This window comes from Candidatus Pantoea formicae (assembly GCF_011752625.1).
Lineage (GTDB): Bacteria > Pseudomonadota > Gammaproteobacteria > Enterobacterales > Enterobacteriaceae > Pantoea > Pantoea formicae.
This window is the reverse complement of sequence record NZ_VWXD01000008.1, coordinates 57,070-75,700: the sequence shown is the minus strand read 5'-3', so window position 1 is coordinate 75,700 and position 18,631 is coordinate 57,070. Positions and strand designations below refer to the sequence as shown.

At 50.4% G+C, this 18,631-nt stretch carries 17 protein-coding genes; 16 read left to right on the top strand and 1 reads right to left on the bottom strand.

The window, feature by feature from the left end:
- Window positions 1-26 precede the first annotated feature (26 nt).
- The 5 genes from F3J38_RS20650 (at window position 27) to F3J38_RS20630 (ending at window position 5,658) form a co-directional block, all read left to right on the top strand.
- Window positions 27-740, top strand: a complete 714-nt coding sequence (locus F3J38_RS20650; RefSeq protein ID WP_167141477.1) for a GntR family transcriptional regulator — start codon at window positions 27-29, stop codon at window positions 738-740.
- Window positions 741-856: 116 nt separating this feature from the next.
- Window positions 857-1,612, top strand: a complete 756-nt coding sequence (locus F3J38_RS20645) for an SDR family NAD(P)-dependent oxidoreductase (protein ID WP_167141475.1) — start codon at window positions 857-859, stop codon at window positions 1,610-1,612.
- Window positions 1,613-1,625: 13 nt separating this feature from the next.
- Window positions 1,626-2,378: an SDR family NAD(P)-dependent oxidoreductase gene (locus F3J38_RS20640; RefSeq protein ID WP_167141473.1), complete on the top strand. Its 753-nt coding sequence runs from the start codon at window positions 1,626-1,628 to the stop codon at window positions 2,376-2,378.
- 469 nt (window positions 2,379-2,847) lie between these two features.
- On the top strand, window positions 2,848-5,229 hold the full coding sequence (locus F3J38_RS20635; RefSeq protein ID WP_167141471.1) for a membrane-bound PQQ-dependent dehydrogenase, glucose/quinate/shikimate family: 2,382 nt from the start codon (window positions 2,848-2,850) through the stop codon (window positions 5,227-5,229).
- 78 nt (window positions 5,230-5,307) lie between these two features.
- On the top strand, window positions 5,308-5,658 hold the full coding sequence (locus tag F3J38_RS20630) for a helix-turn-helix transcriptional regulator (RefSeq protein WP_167141469.1): 351 nt from the start codon (window positions 5,308-5,310) through the stop codon (window positions 5,656-5,658).
- Between the two features lie 212 nt (window positions 5,659-5,870).
- Here F3J38_RS20630 and F3J38_RS20625 read toward each other — a convergent pair whose 3' ends face one another.
- On the bottom strand, window positions 5,871-6,695 hold the full coding sequence (locus F3J38_RS20625; RefSeq protein WP_167141467.1) for an IclR family transcriptional regulator: 825 nt from the start codon (window positions 6,693-6,695) through the stop codon (window positions 5,871-5,873).
- A 325-nt stretch (window positions 6,696-7,020) separates the two neighbouring features.
- Here F3J38_RS20625 and F3J38_RS20620 point away from each other — a divergent pair, with 325 nt between their 5' ends.
- The 11 genes from F3J38_RS20620 to araD all read left to right on the top strand — a co-directional run bounded on the left by F3J38_RS20620 (window position 7,021) and on the right by araD (window position 18,324).
- Window positions 7,021-8,547, top strand: a complete 1,527-nt coding sequence (locus F3J38_RS20620; protein ID WP_167141465.1) for a sugar ABC transporter ATP-binding protein — start codon at window positions 7,021-7,023, stop codon at window positions 8,545-8,547.
- Between the two features lie 22 nt (window positions 8,548-8,569).
- Complete coding sequence (locus tag F3J38_RS20615) at window positions 8,570-9,664, top strand: ABC transporter permease (protein ID WP_167141463.1); 1,095 nt, start codon at window positions 8,570-8,572, stop codon at window positions 9,662-9,664.
- On the top strand, window positions 9,661-10,761 hold the full coding sequence (locus F3J38_RS20610) for an ABC transporter substrate-binding protein (RefSeq protein WP_167141462.1): 1,101 nt from the start codon (window positions 9,661-9,663) through the stop codon (window positions 10,759-10,761). Before F3J38_RS20615 ends, F3J38_RS20610 begins: the two co-directional genes overlap by 4 nt.
- Before the next feature lie 13 nt (window positions 10,762-10,774).
- A complete protein-coding gene (locus F3J38_RS20605; protein WP_167141675.1) occupies window positions 10,775-11,605 on the top strand; it encodes an SMP-30/gluconolactonase/LRE family protein in 831 nt (276 codons plus the stop codon).
- Between the two features lie 244 nt (window positions 11,606-11,849).
- Window positions 11,850-12,848: a 3-dehydro-L-gulonate 2-dehydrogenase gene (gene yiaK, locus F3J38_RS20600; RefSeq protein WP_167141460.1), complete on the top strand. Its 999-nt coding sequence runs from the start codon at window positions 11,850-11,852 to the stop codon at window positions 12,846-12,848.
- A gap of 14 nt (window positions 12,849-12,862) precedes the next feature.
- A complete protein-coding gene (locus tag F3J38_RS20595) occupies window positions 12,863-13,333 on the top strand; it encodes a NanQ anomerase/TabA/YiaL family protein (RefSeq protein WP_167141458.1) in 471 nt (156 codons plus the stop codon).
- A 12-nt stretch (window positions 13,334-13,345) separates the two neighbouring features.
- Window positions 13,346-14,641 (top strand): MFS transporter, encoded by a 1,296-nt coding sequence (locus F3J38_RS20590; RefSeq protein WP_167141456.1) that lies wholly within the window; start codon window positions 13,346-13,348, stop codon window positions 14,639-14,641.
- On the top strand, window positions 14,638-16,119 hold the full coding sequence (locus tag F3J38_RS20585; protein ID WP_167141454.1) for an FGGY-family carbohydrate kinase: 1,482 nt from the start codon (window positions 14,638-14,640) through the stop codon (window positions 16,117-16,119). Before F3J38_RS20590 ends, F3J38_RS20585 begins: the two co-directional genes overlap by 4 nt.
- A complete protein-coding gene (gene ulaD, locus F3J38_RS20580; RefSeq protein WP_167141452.1) occupies window positions 16,116-16,769 on the top strand; it encodes a 3-keto-L-gulonate-6-phosphate decarboxylase UlaD in 654 nt (217 codons plus the stop codon). Before F3J38_RS20585 ends, ulaD begins: the two co-directional genes overlap by 4 nt.
- Entirely contained in the window at window positions 16,769-17,629 is an 861-nt protein-coding gene (locus tag F3J38_RS20575; RefSeq protein ID WP_167141450.1) for an L-ribulose-5-phosphate 3-epimerase, read from the top strand. Before ulaD ends, F3J38_RS20575 begins: the two co-directional genes overlap by 1 nt.
- Entirely contained in the window at window positions 17,626-18,324 is a 699-nt protein-coding gene (gene araD, locus F3J38_RS20570) for an L-ribulose-5-phosphate 4-epimerase (RefSeq protein WP_167141448.1), read from the top strand. The genes F3J38_RS20575 and araD overlap by 4 nt, the downstream gene beginning before the upstream one ends.
- Window positions 18,325-18,631 lie beyond the last annotated feature (307 nt).

The window sequence follows — 18,631 nt, the reverse complement described above, 5'->3', positions numbered from 1 at the left end:
CCTTAGTCGCTTTTGCCAGGATATAAATGATGAGTAAAAAGAATGAGAAGGAAGAAGGAACGGGCCGTCGTCATGGTGGACGTTACATCTATGAGGAATTACGTCGTCAGATCCTGACTCTGGAATTAAAGCACGGTGAACAGCTGGACGAAATTTCACTGGCAACAACCTTTGGCCTCTCACGCTCCCCGGTGCGTGATGCGATGGCTCGTCTGGTTAGCGAGGGGCTGGTCACCATCCTGCCCAACCGCACTGCCATCGTTACGCCTTTTGAAATTGAGGAATTTCCCAACTACATTACGGCGCTGGATCTTGTGCAGCGTGCGGTCACCCGGCTGGCGGCAATGCACCGCAGTGATGATGATATTCGCAATATTGAAGCCGCGAATGAGCGTTACATGGAGACTGTCTATCAGGGCGATTTCAGTGCCATGACGGAGCGAAATAAAGAGTTTCATCTGGCCATCGCGGCCGCAGCCCGAAACAATTATCTGGCGAAATATTACGATAAATTGTTGTCAGAAGGGCAACGTATTCAGCATTTACAATTTGATTTTATGACGCGCCAGGACGCGCCATCGAAACTGGGGCGCGATCATGATGATCTGATCGAAGCGATTAAATCGGGTGATGCTGAATTAGCCGATGCTAAGGCACATGAACACACCATGTTATTCCAGAATCGCTTCCTGACTTTTATGCAGCGCAACCTTTTAAAGAATATGGAATTGAATTTTTAATCTTTTAATTTAACAACTTTATTTTCTCATGCCGGAATAAATTATTCCGGCAATAAAATACTATTGATCTTTTTCCAGACTATTAAGTACTCAATTAACTTTATGTAGGAGTAAGGATGAATCGTTTCGAAAATAAAAATGTGATTGTGACGGGAGGAGCCGGTGGAATTGGTGAGGCTGTTTGCCGACGTTTTGCGGCTGAAGGCGCTAAGGTCTGGATAGTTGATAATCAACCCGAATCGGCCTCAAGGTTAGCTCTCAATATAAATCAATCCGGGGGCAAGGCAGAATGGCGAACAGTTAACCTTGCCAACCCAGTGGAAATATCAGCATTTGTTGACGATCTGAAAAGGCATGAAAAGCGCATTGATGTACTGGTCAATAACGCAGGCATTAACCGGCGCGGGCCACTTCTTGAATTAAGCGATGAGGACTGGCACGCCAGTTTTACCGTTAATCTGGATGCGCTGTATTACCTGTGTCGTGCTGTCTTACCACACATGATTTCGCAGGGAGGTGGTGCGATTGTCAATACGGCATCGCAGTGGGGACTCTATCCTGCTCCCGGACATATTGCCTATAATACCTCCAAAGCCGCCGTTGCCGCTTTCACACAAAACCTCGCTCGCGATTATGCGCCTGATAAGGTGCGTGTTAACGCCGTCTGCCCAGGGGAAGTGAGAACCCCTATGCTGGAATCAAATCTGGCCAGGAGTGGTCGTTCACTCGACGAGCTCAATGCCCTGGTGCCTTATGGCCGCATCGGTGAGCCGGAAGAAATTGCCGCCACTATTGCCTTTCTGGCCTCAGATGAAGCGCCTTATCTGTGTGGTTCACTGATTGAAATCACCGGTGCACAGGCCGTCGCTTAATTACGGAGTTATCATGAGTTCATTAGTGGGAAAGACTATTCTGGTAACGGGTGCCACCAAAGGCATCGGCAGAGAAATTGTTAAAGCACTTCACGCCGAAGGTGGCAGTATCATCGGACATTATGGTCGGGATGAACAAAGCGCAGCAGAGATGCGGGCGCGCTATCCTGAACGACTGCAGCTCATTCAGCAAGACTTGTCGCAGGTGGATGCAGCCAATGCTTTGTGGCTAAAAGCGTTACATCAGGCCAATCGAATCGATGTATTGGTCAATAACGCGGGGATCTATGTACCTTCTCCTCTGTCAGAGACGACGGCCTGGGACGATGGCTGGCAGTCAAATTTGCAAGTGAACCTGAAAGCGCCTGCGGATTTATGTCGGTTGGCGATCCAGCATTATTCACTGAAAGGTGGGGGCATCATCATTAATATGGCCAGCCGTTCTTCACACCGAGGAGATGGGCCTGAGCACCTTGCCTATGGCGCCGCAAAAGGCGGCATCCTGGCGCTGACAAAAGGGATTGCGAGAGGATACGGCCATCATAACGTGCTGGCGTATGCTGTCGCGCCAGGCTGGGTTCGTACGGCAATGGCTGAAGAACACATAGCCAGTGTAGGTGAAGACGTTGTCACTGCTAACTTACCGCTTCGTGAAGTTACCCCACCATCCGATGTCGCGGCGATGGTTACATTCCTGGCAAGTGGCAAATGCCGTCACGCCACCGGTTCAACCATTGACATCACCGGTGCTGATTACGTTCGTTAGACCTCATCCTGCCAGCCTTCAGCGTCACCCGTGCGGAGGTTGGCTTCTTTTGTTTCCCCTCTTGTCATTCACGAAAACCGGTTGAACATCCCGCCAAGGAAATTTGATAGCACGCTATTTGTGATGTAGATCACATAGTGTCGCCTCTTAGTCAGTAATTTAAAGTTATGTAAACCAGCTTCATTGACTTTGTTAATGAGGGGGGACTATTCTTCGCGCGTATCATGTGTACATGGTTGTATGCATGATATTTGTGGGGATTTGGCGGTTGCTCTCCTCGATATTTTTTGAAAGTTGAAAAAGGTATTTATTTAGACGAGAAGATAGACAGAGTTAAAGAAAACCGATTCCTTGCATGATTTATCTCGAAAGGGATTCGAAAAGTATCTTTATAGCTGATGAATATTTTTATTCCGTCAGGGCATTCTTCGTCTTAAAAAAATACACTACTTTTCTTGGGAAACTATTTATGACAACTGATAATCCGGGGAAACTCGGACGCCTGTGGGTGCGACTGGTCGGTATTGTGACCACATTGGCAGGTCTCTATTTTATTGGGGGAGGAGGCTGGCTAGCGTGGTTAGGCGGTAGCTGGTACTTCATTATCGCGGGCATATTATTACTGCTCAGCGGCGTTCTCATCGTTCGCCGCAAACTGGCCGGTGCGGCTATGTTTGGCGTGGTATTGGTATGGACAGCGGTTTGGTCACTTTGGGAAGTGGGTCTTCAATTCTGGCCATTATTCTCACGTCTGTTCGCACCCGCTGCAGGTGCCATGCTGATTGCCTTCACCGTTCCCTTGCTGACTTCTGAACGCAAAACTCGCCGTTTATCCGTAGGTGTAGGTGCATTGTTGGCAGTAGGCGTCGTGACTGCATTTATCAGTTCCTTCCAGCCTAAGGGGATCATTCGCAATGAGGATGTGCAGGCAAGCAGTGATAAGGCACATGACATTGCCCCTAACTCCGGTCGCAAAGACTGGCCAGCTTGGGCAGGGGACACAAAAGGCTCACGTTTCTCTACGTTAAGTGATATTACGCCTGAAAACGTCAAGGATCTCAAAGTTGCCTGGACTGCACATACGGGTGAAGCCGTTGTACCAGATAAGGGTGACGCTGAGGATCAGAATACGCCTCTCCAGGTTGGAGACAGTCTGTTTGTCTGCACGGCTTATACTTCCCTGATTTCGTACGATATCGATAGCGGTAAGGAAAAGTGGCGCTATACCGCAGGGCGTGGAAATTCCACCTATCAACGCTGCCGCGGCATTGGCTATTTTGATGCCACCAGCGCAAAAAATGTCGCTGAGCCGGGACAACCGCTTGATGCCTCAGTCAGCCCTCAGCGTCTGTTCTTTCCGACCGGGGACGGTCGCCTGGTGGCGATTGATGCCCACACTGGCAAACCTGCTGCAAACTTTGGTGATAACGGCGTTGTTGACCTGAAAGTCGGCATGGGTGAAGTGAAGCCCGGCTACTATCAGCAATCCTCTGCGCCGCTGGTGGCCGGTAATCTGGTTATCGTGGGTGGCCGTGTCATTGATAACTTCGAAACGAATGAACCACCGGGCGTCATTCGTGCATTCGATGCCGTCACCGGCAAACTGGTTTGGGCATGGGATCCCGGTAACCCGAATGTGACTCGCGAACCGCTTTCACCTGAAGGCTACACGCGTGGTACACCTAACGTCTGGGTTGGGATGTCCTATGATCAAGCCCTTGGCATGGTCTATTTGCCTACCGGCAATGCAACCCCAGATTTCTTTGGAGGTGAACGCACACCGGAAGATGACAAATACAGTTCATCCGTAGTGGCGTTGAATGTTAATAATGGACGCCCTGTTTGGCACTTCCAGACTGTGCATCATGACCTATGGGATTTTGATGCCACAGGTACTCCGCTACTTTACGACATTAAAAACGATGACGGTTCAGTGACCCCGGCTCTGGCTGAAAGTACTAAAACCGGCATGACTTATCTGCTTGACCGTCGTACTGGCAAACCTGTCGCGCCAATTGAAGAACGACCCGTACCCCAAGGCAATCTGCCTGGCGAGCGTTACTCTCCGACACAGCCTTACTCATCCATGCCAGGAATCGGTAATGAAACACTGACCGAATCGGCAATGTGGGGGGCCACACCATTCGACCAACTGATGTGTCGTATTCGCTTTAAATCAAGCCGTTATGAAGGCATCTTTACACCTCCAGGCTTGGATATGGCCATTCAGTATCCGGGTTCGCTTGGTGGCATTAACTGGGGCGGCGTTTCAGTTGACCCGACAACAAACCTGATGTTCGTTAATGACCTGCGATTAGGCTTGTACTACAAGATGGTGGCTGCCAAAGATATCCCACCGGGACAGGGCACAAGCGAAGGCATGGGCTGGATCGTCCAGAAGGGGCTGCCATTTGGTTCGTTACGCGAGCGTCTGATGTCTCCACTGGGTGTACCTTGCCAGGCACCCCCTTTTGGTACCATGACTGCTATCGATCTGAAAACGCGCAAGATTGCATGGCAAATCCCGGTAGGTACCGTACAGGATACAGGGCCGCTGGGCATTCCTGTGGGGCTGCAAATGCCGCTGGGTATGCCTACTCTGGGTCCATCACTTGCAACCCGCTCCGGACTGCTGTTCTTCGCTGGTACGCAGGATTTCTATCTGCGCGCATTTAACAGCCATACCGGTGAAGAAGTATGGAAATCACGTCTGCCAGTAGGTAGTCAGAGCGGTCCGATTACTTATCGTTCGGAAAAGACGGGAAAACAGTACGTTGTGATTTTCGCGGGTGGTTCACCGCACTCACCGCAGCGTGGTGACAATATTATTGCTTATGCCCTGCCTGAGTAAGCTGAATAAGTTATAAATTTTAATCAAGCCGATGTGACGACACATCGGCTTTTTAGACAATTTTCCAAAGAGACAGGAGTGAATAATTTGAGTGTTAATCAAAAAAACTCAAGGTTTCATTGTTCCCTTATTGAAGCACTGATTTTATTTATTGAAAGAGAAATAAAGGAGGAGCTAACTTTAGACTACCTCGCTACAACAATAGGTTATAGTGCAGGGCACTTAAGACGATCATTTAAAATGGTTAAAGGGATTTCTTTGGCTAAATATATCAGGAGGCGAAAAACTGAGTGTGCAGCGAATGAAATTATAATGAGCTCTCGTTTTATTGTTGATATTGCTGTTGAATATGGTTTCTCTTCACAAGCCTCCTTTTCTAGAACATTTAAATCTGTCACTGGTGTAACACCCAAAGAGTATCGAGTGTAATAAAGCGGTGAATTAGGGGTTTTCCAGCCAGCATCTTTTCAGCCACGCTTTCGTTCAGCTTTGGAAACGATGCCGGTATTCCCGGCAATACGTCGCTATTTACCCGGCAAAAGCCCCCGGAAAAAGCAAAGGAGGTCGCTTTCGAAAACAAGCGAACAGTTAACTCCCGCCCGCTTGTAAAACAACGCTATACCTGCGTAGAGAGAAAACTATCACTTCTCATTGTCATCGTAGAAGCCCAGTTCTTCAGAGATTGCCCGGGCGGTCGCCACAACGGATGCGGTCAGCTTTTTAATACCAACTTGTTGGAGTTTGGCCGTCGGCAGGGAAATTGACACCGCATAAGGCACACGCTTTTGAATGTCGAATACGGGAGCCGCGATGCAAGATACGCCTAGCTCATTTTCTTCACGATCCATGGACGTCTTCAACTGGCGAATCGACTTAAGCTCTTCCACCATCTCTGGCAAAGAGGTAATGGTGTTTTTAGTTAATTGCTGGATAGTCTCTTGGTGGCTGTCCCAATACTGGGCGAGATAATCTTCACTGCCCCAGGCCATAAAAATCTTACCCATCGCGGAACAATAGAGCTCCATATGCTGGCCGATATAAGCTCGTGTACGCATCATGCCTGTGGTGGGTTCGAGCTTGTAAATCAGAATGACATGATCATCTTCACGACTGGAGAAATTAACGGTTTCGCCCACCTCCAAATTCAGTTTTTCCAGATGAGGGGCGGCGACGTGAATGATATTGAGTGAGGAGAGCGCTTTTTGCCCAACGGAGATAAATTTGGTTGTCAGACGGTAACTCCCTTGTGATGGAGCCTGCGTGACGTAGCCGCTGCTATGCAAGCCCTGCAGAAGGCGATGCACAGTGCTTTTGTTCATGCCGGACAGTTCGGCCAGATTGGCCAGCGGGCACCCATTCGGATAATTACTCAACAGTTCAATGAGTTGTAATCCTCTAAACAGACTCTGCGTACCCAGAGGTTTATCACTTTTTTCATCTCTTGCTTTTCCTGCCTTTTCGACCATCCCCACTTCCTCTTAGTTTTCCTTCTCCGGCTAAAGAGCGGCTTAAGGATATTAACCCAGGATCGCCACTTAACAAATTCTTAGCCAGATTGAGTATGAATTCTGAAGGAAAAATGCCGCTACTGGAAGTGAGTCATGCATCACAAATCCGCAACATCAATTTCAATTATTTGTTTTTATTGAAAATATTTTCTCATCTCTTTTTTGCTTTTCGCGTTTATCAGGAATAGTATTTTTTGGAATCATGTTTCGTATGTTGAAATTTGGTGGTGTTTATAAGTTAACACCGCTGTTGATGTTCACCAGGAACAAGCAGGAGGCGTTGATGCAGCAAAGCCCCAGAAAACCGATTCTTACTCTAAGCCATATCACTAAACGTTTTGGCGGCAATCCCGCGGTTAACGATGTAAGCCTTGAGGTTTATCCGGGTGAAGTGGTCGCTTTACTGGGAGAGAACGGGGCAGGCAAATCGACGCTGATAAAAGTCATGGCCGGTGTTCATAGTCGGGACGAAGGGGATATTCGTTTCCATGACAACAGTATTGCCTCTGCAATCAGTCTGAAGACGGCGACGCACCAGCCTATCGCATTCATTCATCAGGACCTCGGCTTAGTTGAATGGATGACGGTGGCAGAAAATATGGCCCTGGTCATGGGATTTTCCCGACGTTTTGGGCTTATCGACTGGCGTGCTGTCCGTGAGCGCTCCCAAGCTGCTCTGGAGGAAGTGGGAATTATGCTGGATCCCGACGCGCGAGTTTTTGAATTATCCCGCACTGAAAAATCACTGCTTGCAATTGCTCGCGCTGTGGCTGTGAACGCAGAGGTGTTGGTGTTAGATGAACCTACAGCTTCGCTACCTGCTAATGATGTGCGCCACCTTTTTGAAGTCATCAATCGCCTTAAAAGACGTCAGGTCGGCATGATTTATGTCACCCATCGGCTTGACGAAGTCATTGAGATAGCAGACCGAATTTGTGTAATGCGTGATGGAAAGCGGGTTGCTACCGGTAATACAGCGGACTATCAGTTGCGTGATTTGGTGGAAATGATTGTTGGCGAAGCATTGGAGGGGAATCAACGCCAGCCTCTGCCTAAAGCAGACAGGCCGGTACTGGCGTTGGATCAACTCTGCATCGACGAAGTTGGACCGGTGACTTTTCGCTTGCAGCCGGGCGAAATGCTGGCACTGGCGGGGTTGCGTGGTGCCGGGCAGGAAGAGATTGGCCGGCTGCTGTTTGGCTTACGTCGGGCCACTTCGGGCAGTATTCAGTTTCGCGATAAGTCCTTCAGCCCCCAGACACCACAGCAGGCCATGGCTGCGGGTGTTTCGCTAGTGGCGGGTGACAGAACGGGCGAAAGCCTGGTGATGTCAATGAGCGTGCGTGAAAACCTGTTCTTGAACCCCTGCGCCAGCGGTCATCGTCTTCTTTCCCGCTACGGGCGTCGTGCTGAAATAGGGGCAAGCTGGTGGAAAGTCCAGTTGTTCGATGTCCGTCCCAAAGACGTCAACCTCGATATTGGTGCTTTATCTGGAGGCAATCAGCAAAAGGTAGTGATGGCACGCTGGATGCACCTTAATGCCCCGTTATTGATTCTTGAGGACCCTACCGCTGGCGTTGATGTCGGGGCGAGGGAAGAGATTTATCATCTGCTCAACAAGGCGCTGGCAGAGGGAGTCGCAGTGTTGGTGATTTCAAACGATCTTGAAGAGATTGCCCATATCTGCAACCGGGCACTGGTCTTTAACCGCGGTCAGGTCGTCGGTGAATTAAAGAATGAAGAGGTGACGTTTGCCGGTTTGCTGGAGCTGGCTTCTGCCAGCAGCGCTGCCCCATTAACCATCGTCTGAGAAGGAAGGCAGGAGAAAAGTTATGTCGAAAACATCCGTAAAATCCACTGCGCTAGAGCAACGAGTCAGTCTTGCACAGCATGGTTTCGTGTCTTGGGCGATGCAGATCATGACTCGCTACGGCCTGTTATTGCTGTGTGTGTTGCTGACCTTGTTATTTTCAATCCTATCTCCGTCATTTGCATCAATGCTGACCTTACAGGCGATTCTGTCCAGTAAGGCTAAAATCGCGTTACTGGCCCTTGCTGCAACCCTCCCCATGATAGTTGGGAAAATCGATCTGAATGTGGGTTTCGGCATCGTCCTTTGGCACATCCTCGCCATTACCCTACAGGTTGAATACGGTTTTTCTTGGCAGATGGCGGTTCTCACGGTGCTGGCGATCTCGGCACTGTATGGTTTGCTGAACGGCATTCTTGTTGCCCTGGCAGATATAGACAGCTTCGTTGCGACCTTGGGCTCCGGTACTGTTTTGTATGCCGTTGCCCTTTGGCACTCAGGCGGCAGACAAATCGTCGGTGATCTGCCTGATGCTTTCAGCGCCCTTCATCATACTGAGCTGTTGGGTATTCCTGTAGGCGCCTTCTATGTGCTGATCGTTGCGCTAGTGCTGTGGCTAATCACTGAACACACACCGCTTGGGCGTTGCATGTATGCGGTAGGTGGCAATCCAACCGCTGCACGTTTAAATGGCATCGCTGTGAACAAATACATCATTGGAACCTTCATTGCTTCCAGCGTCCTGACGGGTTTTAGCGGCGTACTGATCGCAGCAGAGCAAGGCGTAGGACAAGCTAGCGTCGGTATGGACTATCTGTTGCCTGCACTGGTGGGCGCATTTCTCGGTAGCACCACCATCCGCCCTGGTCGGGTTAACGTCTGGGGGACCGTGGTTGGTATTGCCATTCTTGCTATCGGCATTGCAGGTATCCAGCAGTTTGGCGGCGATTTCTGGGTTGAGCCGCTGTTTAACGGCGCGACGTTGCTTCTGTCGATTACGCTTGCCGGCTACGCGCAGCGCCGACGCATGCTGAACCAAAAAGCGGTGGTACGTAGCCAGAACACACCGGCTTCTGACCCAAATCAAAAGACCATCATTCCAGGGAATCCATCATGAAAAATAAGGTATTGAGCCTCACTTTCGCGGCCTTGTTCGTTGCATCCGTCTCAGCGCAGGCTGATAGCTATCTTGATTCGGCAGCTGCTGCGGTGGCAAAGGCCACCGCCAGTTCCAGTACCTGGGATGGCCCGACTACCGGTCCAAAGCTGCAACCTAATAAAAAAATCATTTTTATCGCCTCAGACATGAAAAATGGCGGTGTACAGGGTGTGCAACAAGGCCTCAGCGAAGCCGCCAAGGTGGCTGGCTGGAAGCTTGAAACCCTCGATGGGGGCGGTTCGGTTAAAGACCAACTTTCGGCGCTGAATCAGGCTATTGCCCAGCACCCCGATGGCATTGTTATTGGTGGCTGGAACCCAAATGTGGCAAAAATCCCACTGAAAAAAGCCAAAGAGCAAAAAATAGTGCTCATGGCCTGGCATGCGGAGCCACAACCGGGCCCAATTGAAAAATATGGTATTACAAACAACATCACCTCTGATTCAAATGATGTCGCTCGCCTGGCTGCGCAATATGCAGTGGTGCGCTCTGAGGGGAAGGCTCAGGTACTGATTTTCACCGATTCGCTCTATCAGATAGCACTGGATAAAGCGAACACCATGAAGCAGGAGATTGAAAAATGCAGTGGCTGTAAGGTCGTCGAATTTATTGATACGCCGCTTGCAGATACCTCAAACCGGATGCCCTCAATGACATTCAGTTTATTGCAAAAGCACGGTGACCATTTCCAGTACGCTCTGGCAATCAACGACCTCTATTTTGACTTCATGGCCCCAGCGTTAAAAACAGCCGGTAAAGGTGGCAGCAATGCGCCTTTCAATATTTCTGCGGGGGACGGTTCAATCTCAGCCTTCCAGCGTATCCGCAACGGTGAAAGCCAGATTGCCACGGTAGCTGAACCCCTTAAACTTCATGGTTGGCAACTGCTTGACGAGTTCAACCGCGCATTTGCCGGGCAACCCTCTTCAGGGTACGTCACACCCGCGCACCTCATCACCAAAGAAAACATCGCCAATGATGGTGGTCCTGAAAATAATTATGACCCGGCTAACGGCTATCAAGATCATTACAAAGCCATCTGGGCAGTGAAATAAAGGGAGGAGCATGATGGAGGTTGAGAAACTCTGTTCACCTGCCGTCTGGGCAGAAGGGCCTGTCTGGTTACCCGAACAGGATGCTGTAGTGTTCAGTGATGTAAAAGGTAACCGCATGTTCCGTTGGCAGCGTAATGGTGAGTTAAGCCTTTGGCGTGCCAGTTCTCACTACACAAATGGGAATACCCGCGATCGTGAAGGGCGGGTTGTAAGTTGTGAGCACGGCCGCCGCGGTATCAGTCGCACCGAACATGATGGAAGCGTGACGTTGCTGGTGGATAAGGTGGAGGGGAAGCGTTTTAACTCCCCCAATGATGTGGTGGTGCGGTCAGATGGCACCATCTGGTTCACCGATCCGCCCTATGGGATCATCAATGATGATGAGGGGTACGCTGCGCATAGCCAGGTCATAGGTTGTTATGTCTACTGCTTCAATCCTGATAGCGGAAAGCTTTACATCGCAGCCAGTGACCTGCAGCGCCCTAATGGGTTGGCATTCTCACCGGATGAAAGCCTGCTTTATGTGGCCGATATGTCCGTCGTCGACTTTCCCACTCTGGGACGACGCGAACTGCGTGTCTATAACGTTGATGGCCACAACTTATCTGCAGGGCGTTTTTTTGCAGAAGTCACGCCGGGTTTTCCTGACGGTTTTTGTATCGATAGCCGCGGTAATATCTACTGCAGCTGTGCCGATGGGGTGATCATTTATGATAGCAACGGTCAAAAGCTCGGTAAAATTTCACTCCCCGAGCGAGTATCCAACTGCACGCTAGGCGGCCCTGACGGCACCGAATTATATATCACCGCCACCACGTCATTGTACCGGGTGCATCTGCATTAATCCGGCACGGTAACAAGGGTGCTTTATAACCGGGGAGGATTGTCCTTCCTGGTTTTGGCATGCCTGAATTTTGGCGAATCTGCGTTCGATCACAAAAGCCAACTTAAAAAATAAACAATTGATTATAAAGGATAAATATAAGTCTCATTTCTTTGACTCGTCTGTGCTTTCCTCATAGGATTTATTTGAAACTACATTCCAACATATGAAATAAAAGCTTGGCGATGAGGAGAAAGCAGCCGACATGAGAATCAGTTATCAGCAGTTATATCAAGAATTCCTGCGCGTCCTGCTGAGTCGAAATGTCTCAGAGGATAAGGCTACAGCTTGTGCAGCCATGTTTGCCGAAACCAGCCTCAACGGCGTCTACTCCCATGGCGTTAACCGTTTTCCCCGTTTCATTCAACAATTGGATGCCGGACACATAGTGCCCGAGGCATCAGCGAAAAAAGTGTTGTCACTGGGTGCAATTGAACAATGGGATGCCCAACGCGCCATCGGCAACATTACCGCGCATGACATGATGGATCGCGCAATTGAGATCGCCAGCGATCATGGCATTGGCTTGGTGGCATTACGTAACGCTAACCACTGGATGCGTGGGGGAAGTTATGGCTGGCAGGCAGCTGAAAAAGGCTATGTAGGCATCTGCTGGACTAACTCGATTGCAGTGATGCCGGCATGGGGAGCAAAAAATTGCACGATCGGCACCAATCCGCTGATTGTTGCCGTTCCGGGTAACTCTATCACCATGGTTGATATGTCAATGTCGATGTTTTCTTACGGCATGCTGGAAGTAAACCGTCTCGCCGGTAAAACCTTACCGGTAGATGGCGGCTTTGATGATGAGGGTTCATACACACGCGACCCCGGAACCATCGAAAAAAACCGCCGTATTTTACCCATGGGTTACTGGAAAGGTTCAGCGCTGTCGGTGGTGTTAGACATGCTGGCAACGCTGCTTTCGAACGGTGCTTCAGTGACTGAAGTCACCGAAGACAATGGCGATGAGTTTGGAATCTCGCAGGTCTTCATTGCGATTGACGTTGATCGCCTGATTGACGGAGAAACACGCGACCACAAATTGCAGCGAATCCGAGCCTCAATAACAGGTGCCGAACGAGCCGAAAGCCAACAAGCTGTAAGACTGCCAGGCGAACGGTTCCCGTTGCTTCGTTGTGAAAACGAGCGGCTTGGTATTCCGGTAGACGAAAGCGTATGGGCACGCATTCAGGCTTTGTAAGTGAGGATAACGTCATGATCACTGGCCACATTGATAATACAGAAGCATCCCACTATCCACCGGCTATTGCGCGAGCCATTGCCTATCTGGCCAGCCAAGATCTGAAGAGTCTGGCCGCCGGACGCTATCAAGACAATGAAACAGGCTGGCAGGTGCAGGTTCTGGACCTCCAGACTGCATACGTGCAGGAAAACTACCCTGAAGCACATCGACGCCATATCGATGTGCAATATCTGGTAGCGGGTTCGGAGTTAATTGGCGTGGCGAGTCAGCCTGTCAGTGCGGCAATTCATCAGCCTTACGACGAGAATCGCGACATCATTTTTTATCAGCACGTACCTGATGAAACCTGGATTCGTATGGTCCCAGGCACCTTCGCCGTGTTTTTCCCACAGGATATTCATCGGCCCAACTGCGCACCGGATCTGCCTGCGGCGATTCGTAAAGTTGTCGTGAAGATCCCGACTGCCGACCTGGTGGACTAAAGAGGAATTAGCATGAGTCTGACTTCAACTGCGCCAGAGCATGCGGGCGTGCCTGCATTGCGGTGGCTGTACATTATTCCGCCTATTTTGATTACGTGCATCATCTCCTACATGGATCGCGTCAATATTGCGTTTGCCATGCCGGGCGGTATGGATGCAGAGCTGGGTATCAGTGCCTCCATGGCAGGACTCGCCGGTGGCATTTTCTTTATTGGCTATCTGTTTCTGCAAGTACCTGGCGGGAAACTTGCGGTACATGGCAACGGTAAACGTTTTATAGGCTGGTCACTGGTGGCGTGGGCGGTGATATCGATACTAACGGGCCTTGCCACCAATCAGTACCACTTACTGTTCCTGCGTTTTGCATTGGGTGTCGCAGAAGGCGGGATGTTGCCCGTGGTTCTGACAATGATTGGCAATTGGTTCCCGGATAAAGAACGTGGCCGTGCTAATGCCATCGTGATTATGTTCGTACCTATTGCGGGGATTATCACTGCACCTCTGTCTGGCTGGATAATTACCAACTGGGACTGGCGCATGCTGTTCTTCGTTGAAGGTGTGCTTTCGGTGTTTGTCATGTTTCTGTGGGTTTTCACGATAAGTAACCGTCCGCAGGAAGCTAAATGGATTTCAGCGGCGGAAAAGCAATATCTGATCAAAACCCTGCATGACGAGCAGTTGATGATCAAAGGGCAGAATATGCGCAAAGCCTCATTAAGTCGAGTGATGCGCGAGCCCATAATGTGGCGCCTTATCCTGGTTAATTTCTTCTATCAGACCGGCATATATGGCTACACCCTATGGCTGCCAACCATTCTAAAAGGGTTAACCAACGGTAACGCGGAGAAGGTAGGCATGCTGGCCATTTTACCTTACGTCGGCGCTATTTTTGGCATGTTCCTTTTCTCAATTCTTTCCGATTCCAGCGGCCGTCGTAGAATTTTCGTGGCGCTGCCTCTGGGGGGATTCGCTCTCTGCATGGCGCTATCGGTACTTCTTAAAGCACATATCTGGTGGTCCTATGCCGCGCTGGTTGGGTGCGGCGTGTTTATCCAGTCAGCGGCTGGAGTGTTCTGGAGCATTCCTCCTCGTCTCTTTAACGCAGAGGTTGCGGGAGGCGCGCGCGGTTTAATTAATGCACTCGGTAACCTGGGTGGATTCTGTGGGCCATATATGGTGGGGGTCCTGATCGCGGAATACAGTAAAGATGTAGGTATTTACAGTCTGGCGATCTCACTGGCCATTGCTTCCCTGCTAGCGTTGACGTTGCCTAAGCGCTGCGATTCTACGAAGCAGGAGGCGTCATGAAAAGCTGGTTAGGGCTGGATTGTGGTGGCACCTTTATCAAAGCCGGATTATACAACGAGCAGGGCCGCGAGCTGGCTGTAGCCCGGCAAAGCCTGCCGGTTCTGGTCCCCGAGCCAGGCCGCGCCGAGCGCGACATGGCGTTCTTGTGGGAACAGGCGGCTGTTGTGATTCGTAATGTGCTGCAACACAGTGGAATGGATGCATCCCAGGTTGCAGGCGTGGGGATTTCTGCCCAAGGTAAAGGGCTGTTCTTACTGGATAAACAACATCAGCCTTTGGGTAAAGGCATCCTTTCCTCCGATCGCCGTGCACTCACGATAGTGCAGCAATGGCAAAAAGACGGAATGCCGCAGCAGCTGTACCCTCTAACACGCCAGACATTGTGGACAGGGCATCCGGTGTCGTTGCTGCGATGGATCAAACAGCATGAGCCACAGCGTTATGCTGACATCGGCAGTGTGCTGATGGCCCATGACTATTTGCGATTCTGCCTGACAGGCAAGCTGGCTTGCGAAGAGACAAATATATCTGAATCCAACTTGTACAACATGCAGACCGGAGACTGGTCTGTGGCACTGGCTGATGTGCTGGATATTGGTGAAATCGTTTCCTCACTGCCTCCTATCATCGGGCCAACTCAGATTGCCGGGTATGTGACTGAGCAAGCGGCGCAGTTGTGCGGATTGTCAGTGGGCACCCCGGTTGTGGGTGGGCTATTTGACGTGGTTTCCACGGCTGTGTGTGCAGGGCTTCATGACGATACCCGTGTTAACGCAGTGATGGGAACTTGGTCCGTGACCAGTGGCATTACAGACCGCATTAATAACGAGGTGGACTACCCCTATGTGTATGGCCGCTACGCTATTGATAATCAGTTCATTATTCATGATGCCAGCCCGACATCGGCCGCTAACCTCGAATGGTTCTGCCAACAATGGGGTATTGAAGACTATCAGCAACTAAACAACTGGGTTGCTGAGTTGCCTGCAGCCAGTAGCTCCCTCTTTTTCCTGCCTTTCCTTTATGGCTGTAATGCTGCGGCGAACTTGCATGGAAGTTTCATTGGTATGCAAGCCGGTCATACGCGCGCTCACCTTGTTCAGGCCATCTACGAAGGGGTGGTGTTCTCGCATCTTACTCATCTCAATCGCATCCGACAGCGTTTTCCAAATGCAAGCGCATTGCGGCTCAGTGGAGGACCCACGCGCTCTGAACCCTGGATGCAGATGTTTGCTGATGCAAGTGGACTGCCCATAGAAGTCCCTCAGGTTGCCGAAAGCGGATGTCTTGGCGCGGCTTTAGCCGCGCTGACTGGCACGGGTGTTTATGCCTCATTGCAGCAAGCCCAGCAGGCTCTCAATCCAGAGATTGTGACCTGGCGACCTGATGCTGACCGATATGCACGCTATCAGAAAAAATATCAAAGCTATCAGGAGCTGGTTCATGCACTGACAGCCGTACAAGGAGTTTGTTTATGAGCCTTCCTTTGCTCCAACTGGCACTGGATCACACCGATATGGACGCTGCCCTGCAGACAGCGCAACTGCTCCACCAGGATGTCGACATTATCGAAGCCGGTACGATTTTATGCTTCAGCGCGGGTATTGAAGCTGTCACCCGCCTGCGAAGTCAGCATCCCACGAAAACTCTGGTTGCCGATTTTAAGGTTGCTGACGCAGGTGCCACGCTGGCTGATATGGCGTTCAAAGCAGGGGCCAACTGGATGACAGTGATCTGTGCTGCACCGCTAGCCACGTTTGCCACAGCTTTAGATGTGGCAAAGCGCTATGAGGGCGACATTCAGATTGAGTTATTTGGGCACTGGACATTGGAGGACGCGCGTCAGTGGCGGAATCTTGGTCTGACTCAGGCTATTTATCACCGGGGGCGAGATGCGCAGGCGAGTGGTCAGCAATGGAGTCAGCACGATCTCAACGCCATGCAGGAGCTGTCGGATATGGGCTTTGCACTGTCTGTCACCGGCGGTATCACACCTGCAGAGTTGCCGCAGTTCCGCAATATTGCTGTCAAAGCCTTTATTGCTGGGCGTGCTCTGAGTAACAGCCCGAATGGCTTAGACACTGCAAGCCAATTTCATCAGGCAATTGCCAACATCTGGGGAAAATAATGAAACGACAGCATCCACTTGGGATTTATGAAAAGGCACTGCCTGCACACTTGACCTGGCCGGAGCGGTTGGCATTGGCGAAAGCGTGTGGCTTCGACTTTGTCGAGATGTCTATTGACGAAACGGATCAAAGGCTGGCGCGGCTGGATTGGAACAAAGAGCAGCGTTTATCGCTGGTCAACGCAATGATTGAAACCGGCGTTAACATTCCGTCGATGTGTCTGTCGGGTCACCGGCGTTTTCCATTCGGTAGCCGAGATGCAGCAACACGCCAGCGCGCCGATGACCTGATGGATCGCGCGATCCAGCTCGCTAAAGATGTCGGGATCCGCACCATCCAGTTGGCGGGATATGACGTTTACTACGAGCCGCATGACGAAGGCACGGTGGCACGCTTTGCGGGAGGTCTGTCACGCGCGGTGGAAAAAGCTGCCGCCGCTCAAGTGATGCTGGCGGTGGAAATTATGGACACTGAATTTATCAACGCCATCAGCAAATGGAAAGTATGGGAAAAGCAGCTGGGATCGCCCTGGTTTTCGGTTTATCCCGACGTCGGCAACCTTAGCGCGTGGGGAAATGATGTTACGGCCGAATTGACTCTGGGCATTGATCGTATCGCGGCTATCCATCTCAAAGATACTCAGCCGGTGACCGCCAGCTCACCAGGGCAATTCCGGGATGTTCCATTCGGGCAGGGGTGCGTCGATTTTGTCAGTGTTTTTCGCACGCTGAAGAAGCTCAACTACCGCGGCTCATTTCTTATTGAGATGTGGACGGAGAAAGCCGAGGAGCCCGTGGCAGAAATCGTGCAGGCACGGCGCTGGATTGAACAAAAAATGCAGGAAGGGGGATTACAATGAATTTACAGATACTCAAACAACAGGTTCTTGAAGCTAATTTAGAATTACCTCAGCACAAACTCGTTACCTTTACTTGGGGGAATGTGAGTGCCATTGATCGCACGAACAATCTTGTGGCGATTAAGCCTTCTGGTGTGGAGTACGACGGCATGACGGTGGAGGATATTGTGGTTCTCGACCTGGTTAGCGGCCGCATTGTTGAGGGTACGAAAAAACCTTCATCGGATACGGCAACCCATCTTGCGCTTTACCGCGCTTTTGAAGATATCGGTGGCATTGTCCATACCCATTCTCGTCATGCCACCATTTGGTCACAGGCAGGGCAGGACCTGCCCGCGTGGGGAACCACTCATGCGGATTATTTTTATGGCACCATTCCGTGCACCCGTCTTATGACGAGGCAGGAAATAGTCAATGACTACGAGCATAACACCGGCCAGGTCATTATTGAGACCTTCCGGACGCGCGATATTAGCCCAACGGATATTCCCGGCGTATTGATTAATGCTCATGGACCTTTTGCCTGGGGAAAAGATGCGGCAACTGCTGTTCACAATGCAGTAGTGTTAGAAGAGATCGCGTACATGGGAATTTTTTCTCGGCAATTAACGCCAGGGATTAACCCTATGCAACAGGAACTTCTGGATAAGCATTTTTTAAGAAAACACGGTAAAAATGCCTATTATGGTCAGTAGGGAGGTATTTTATTAGCCAGGTGAAGATTTAATCATTTCAATTTAATAAAGTATTTAAAATGAATGAAAAACCCCTTCATGATATTTGAGGGCGGGGTAACATTTTTTTAAAATCGCCATTTCCAGATCTTGTCATTAATGACAGTTTATTGTTCATTCATCGGGCCTGACACCAGCGTTACCTTTACGGCGTCAGGCCTGAGGACTTTGAGACCACTCACCGTTAGTCCAGCGCATGTATACATTAACGGGATATTCCAATCTGATATGATCATTTAAGCACCACATTTAGCAGACTGGAAGGATC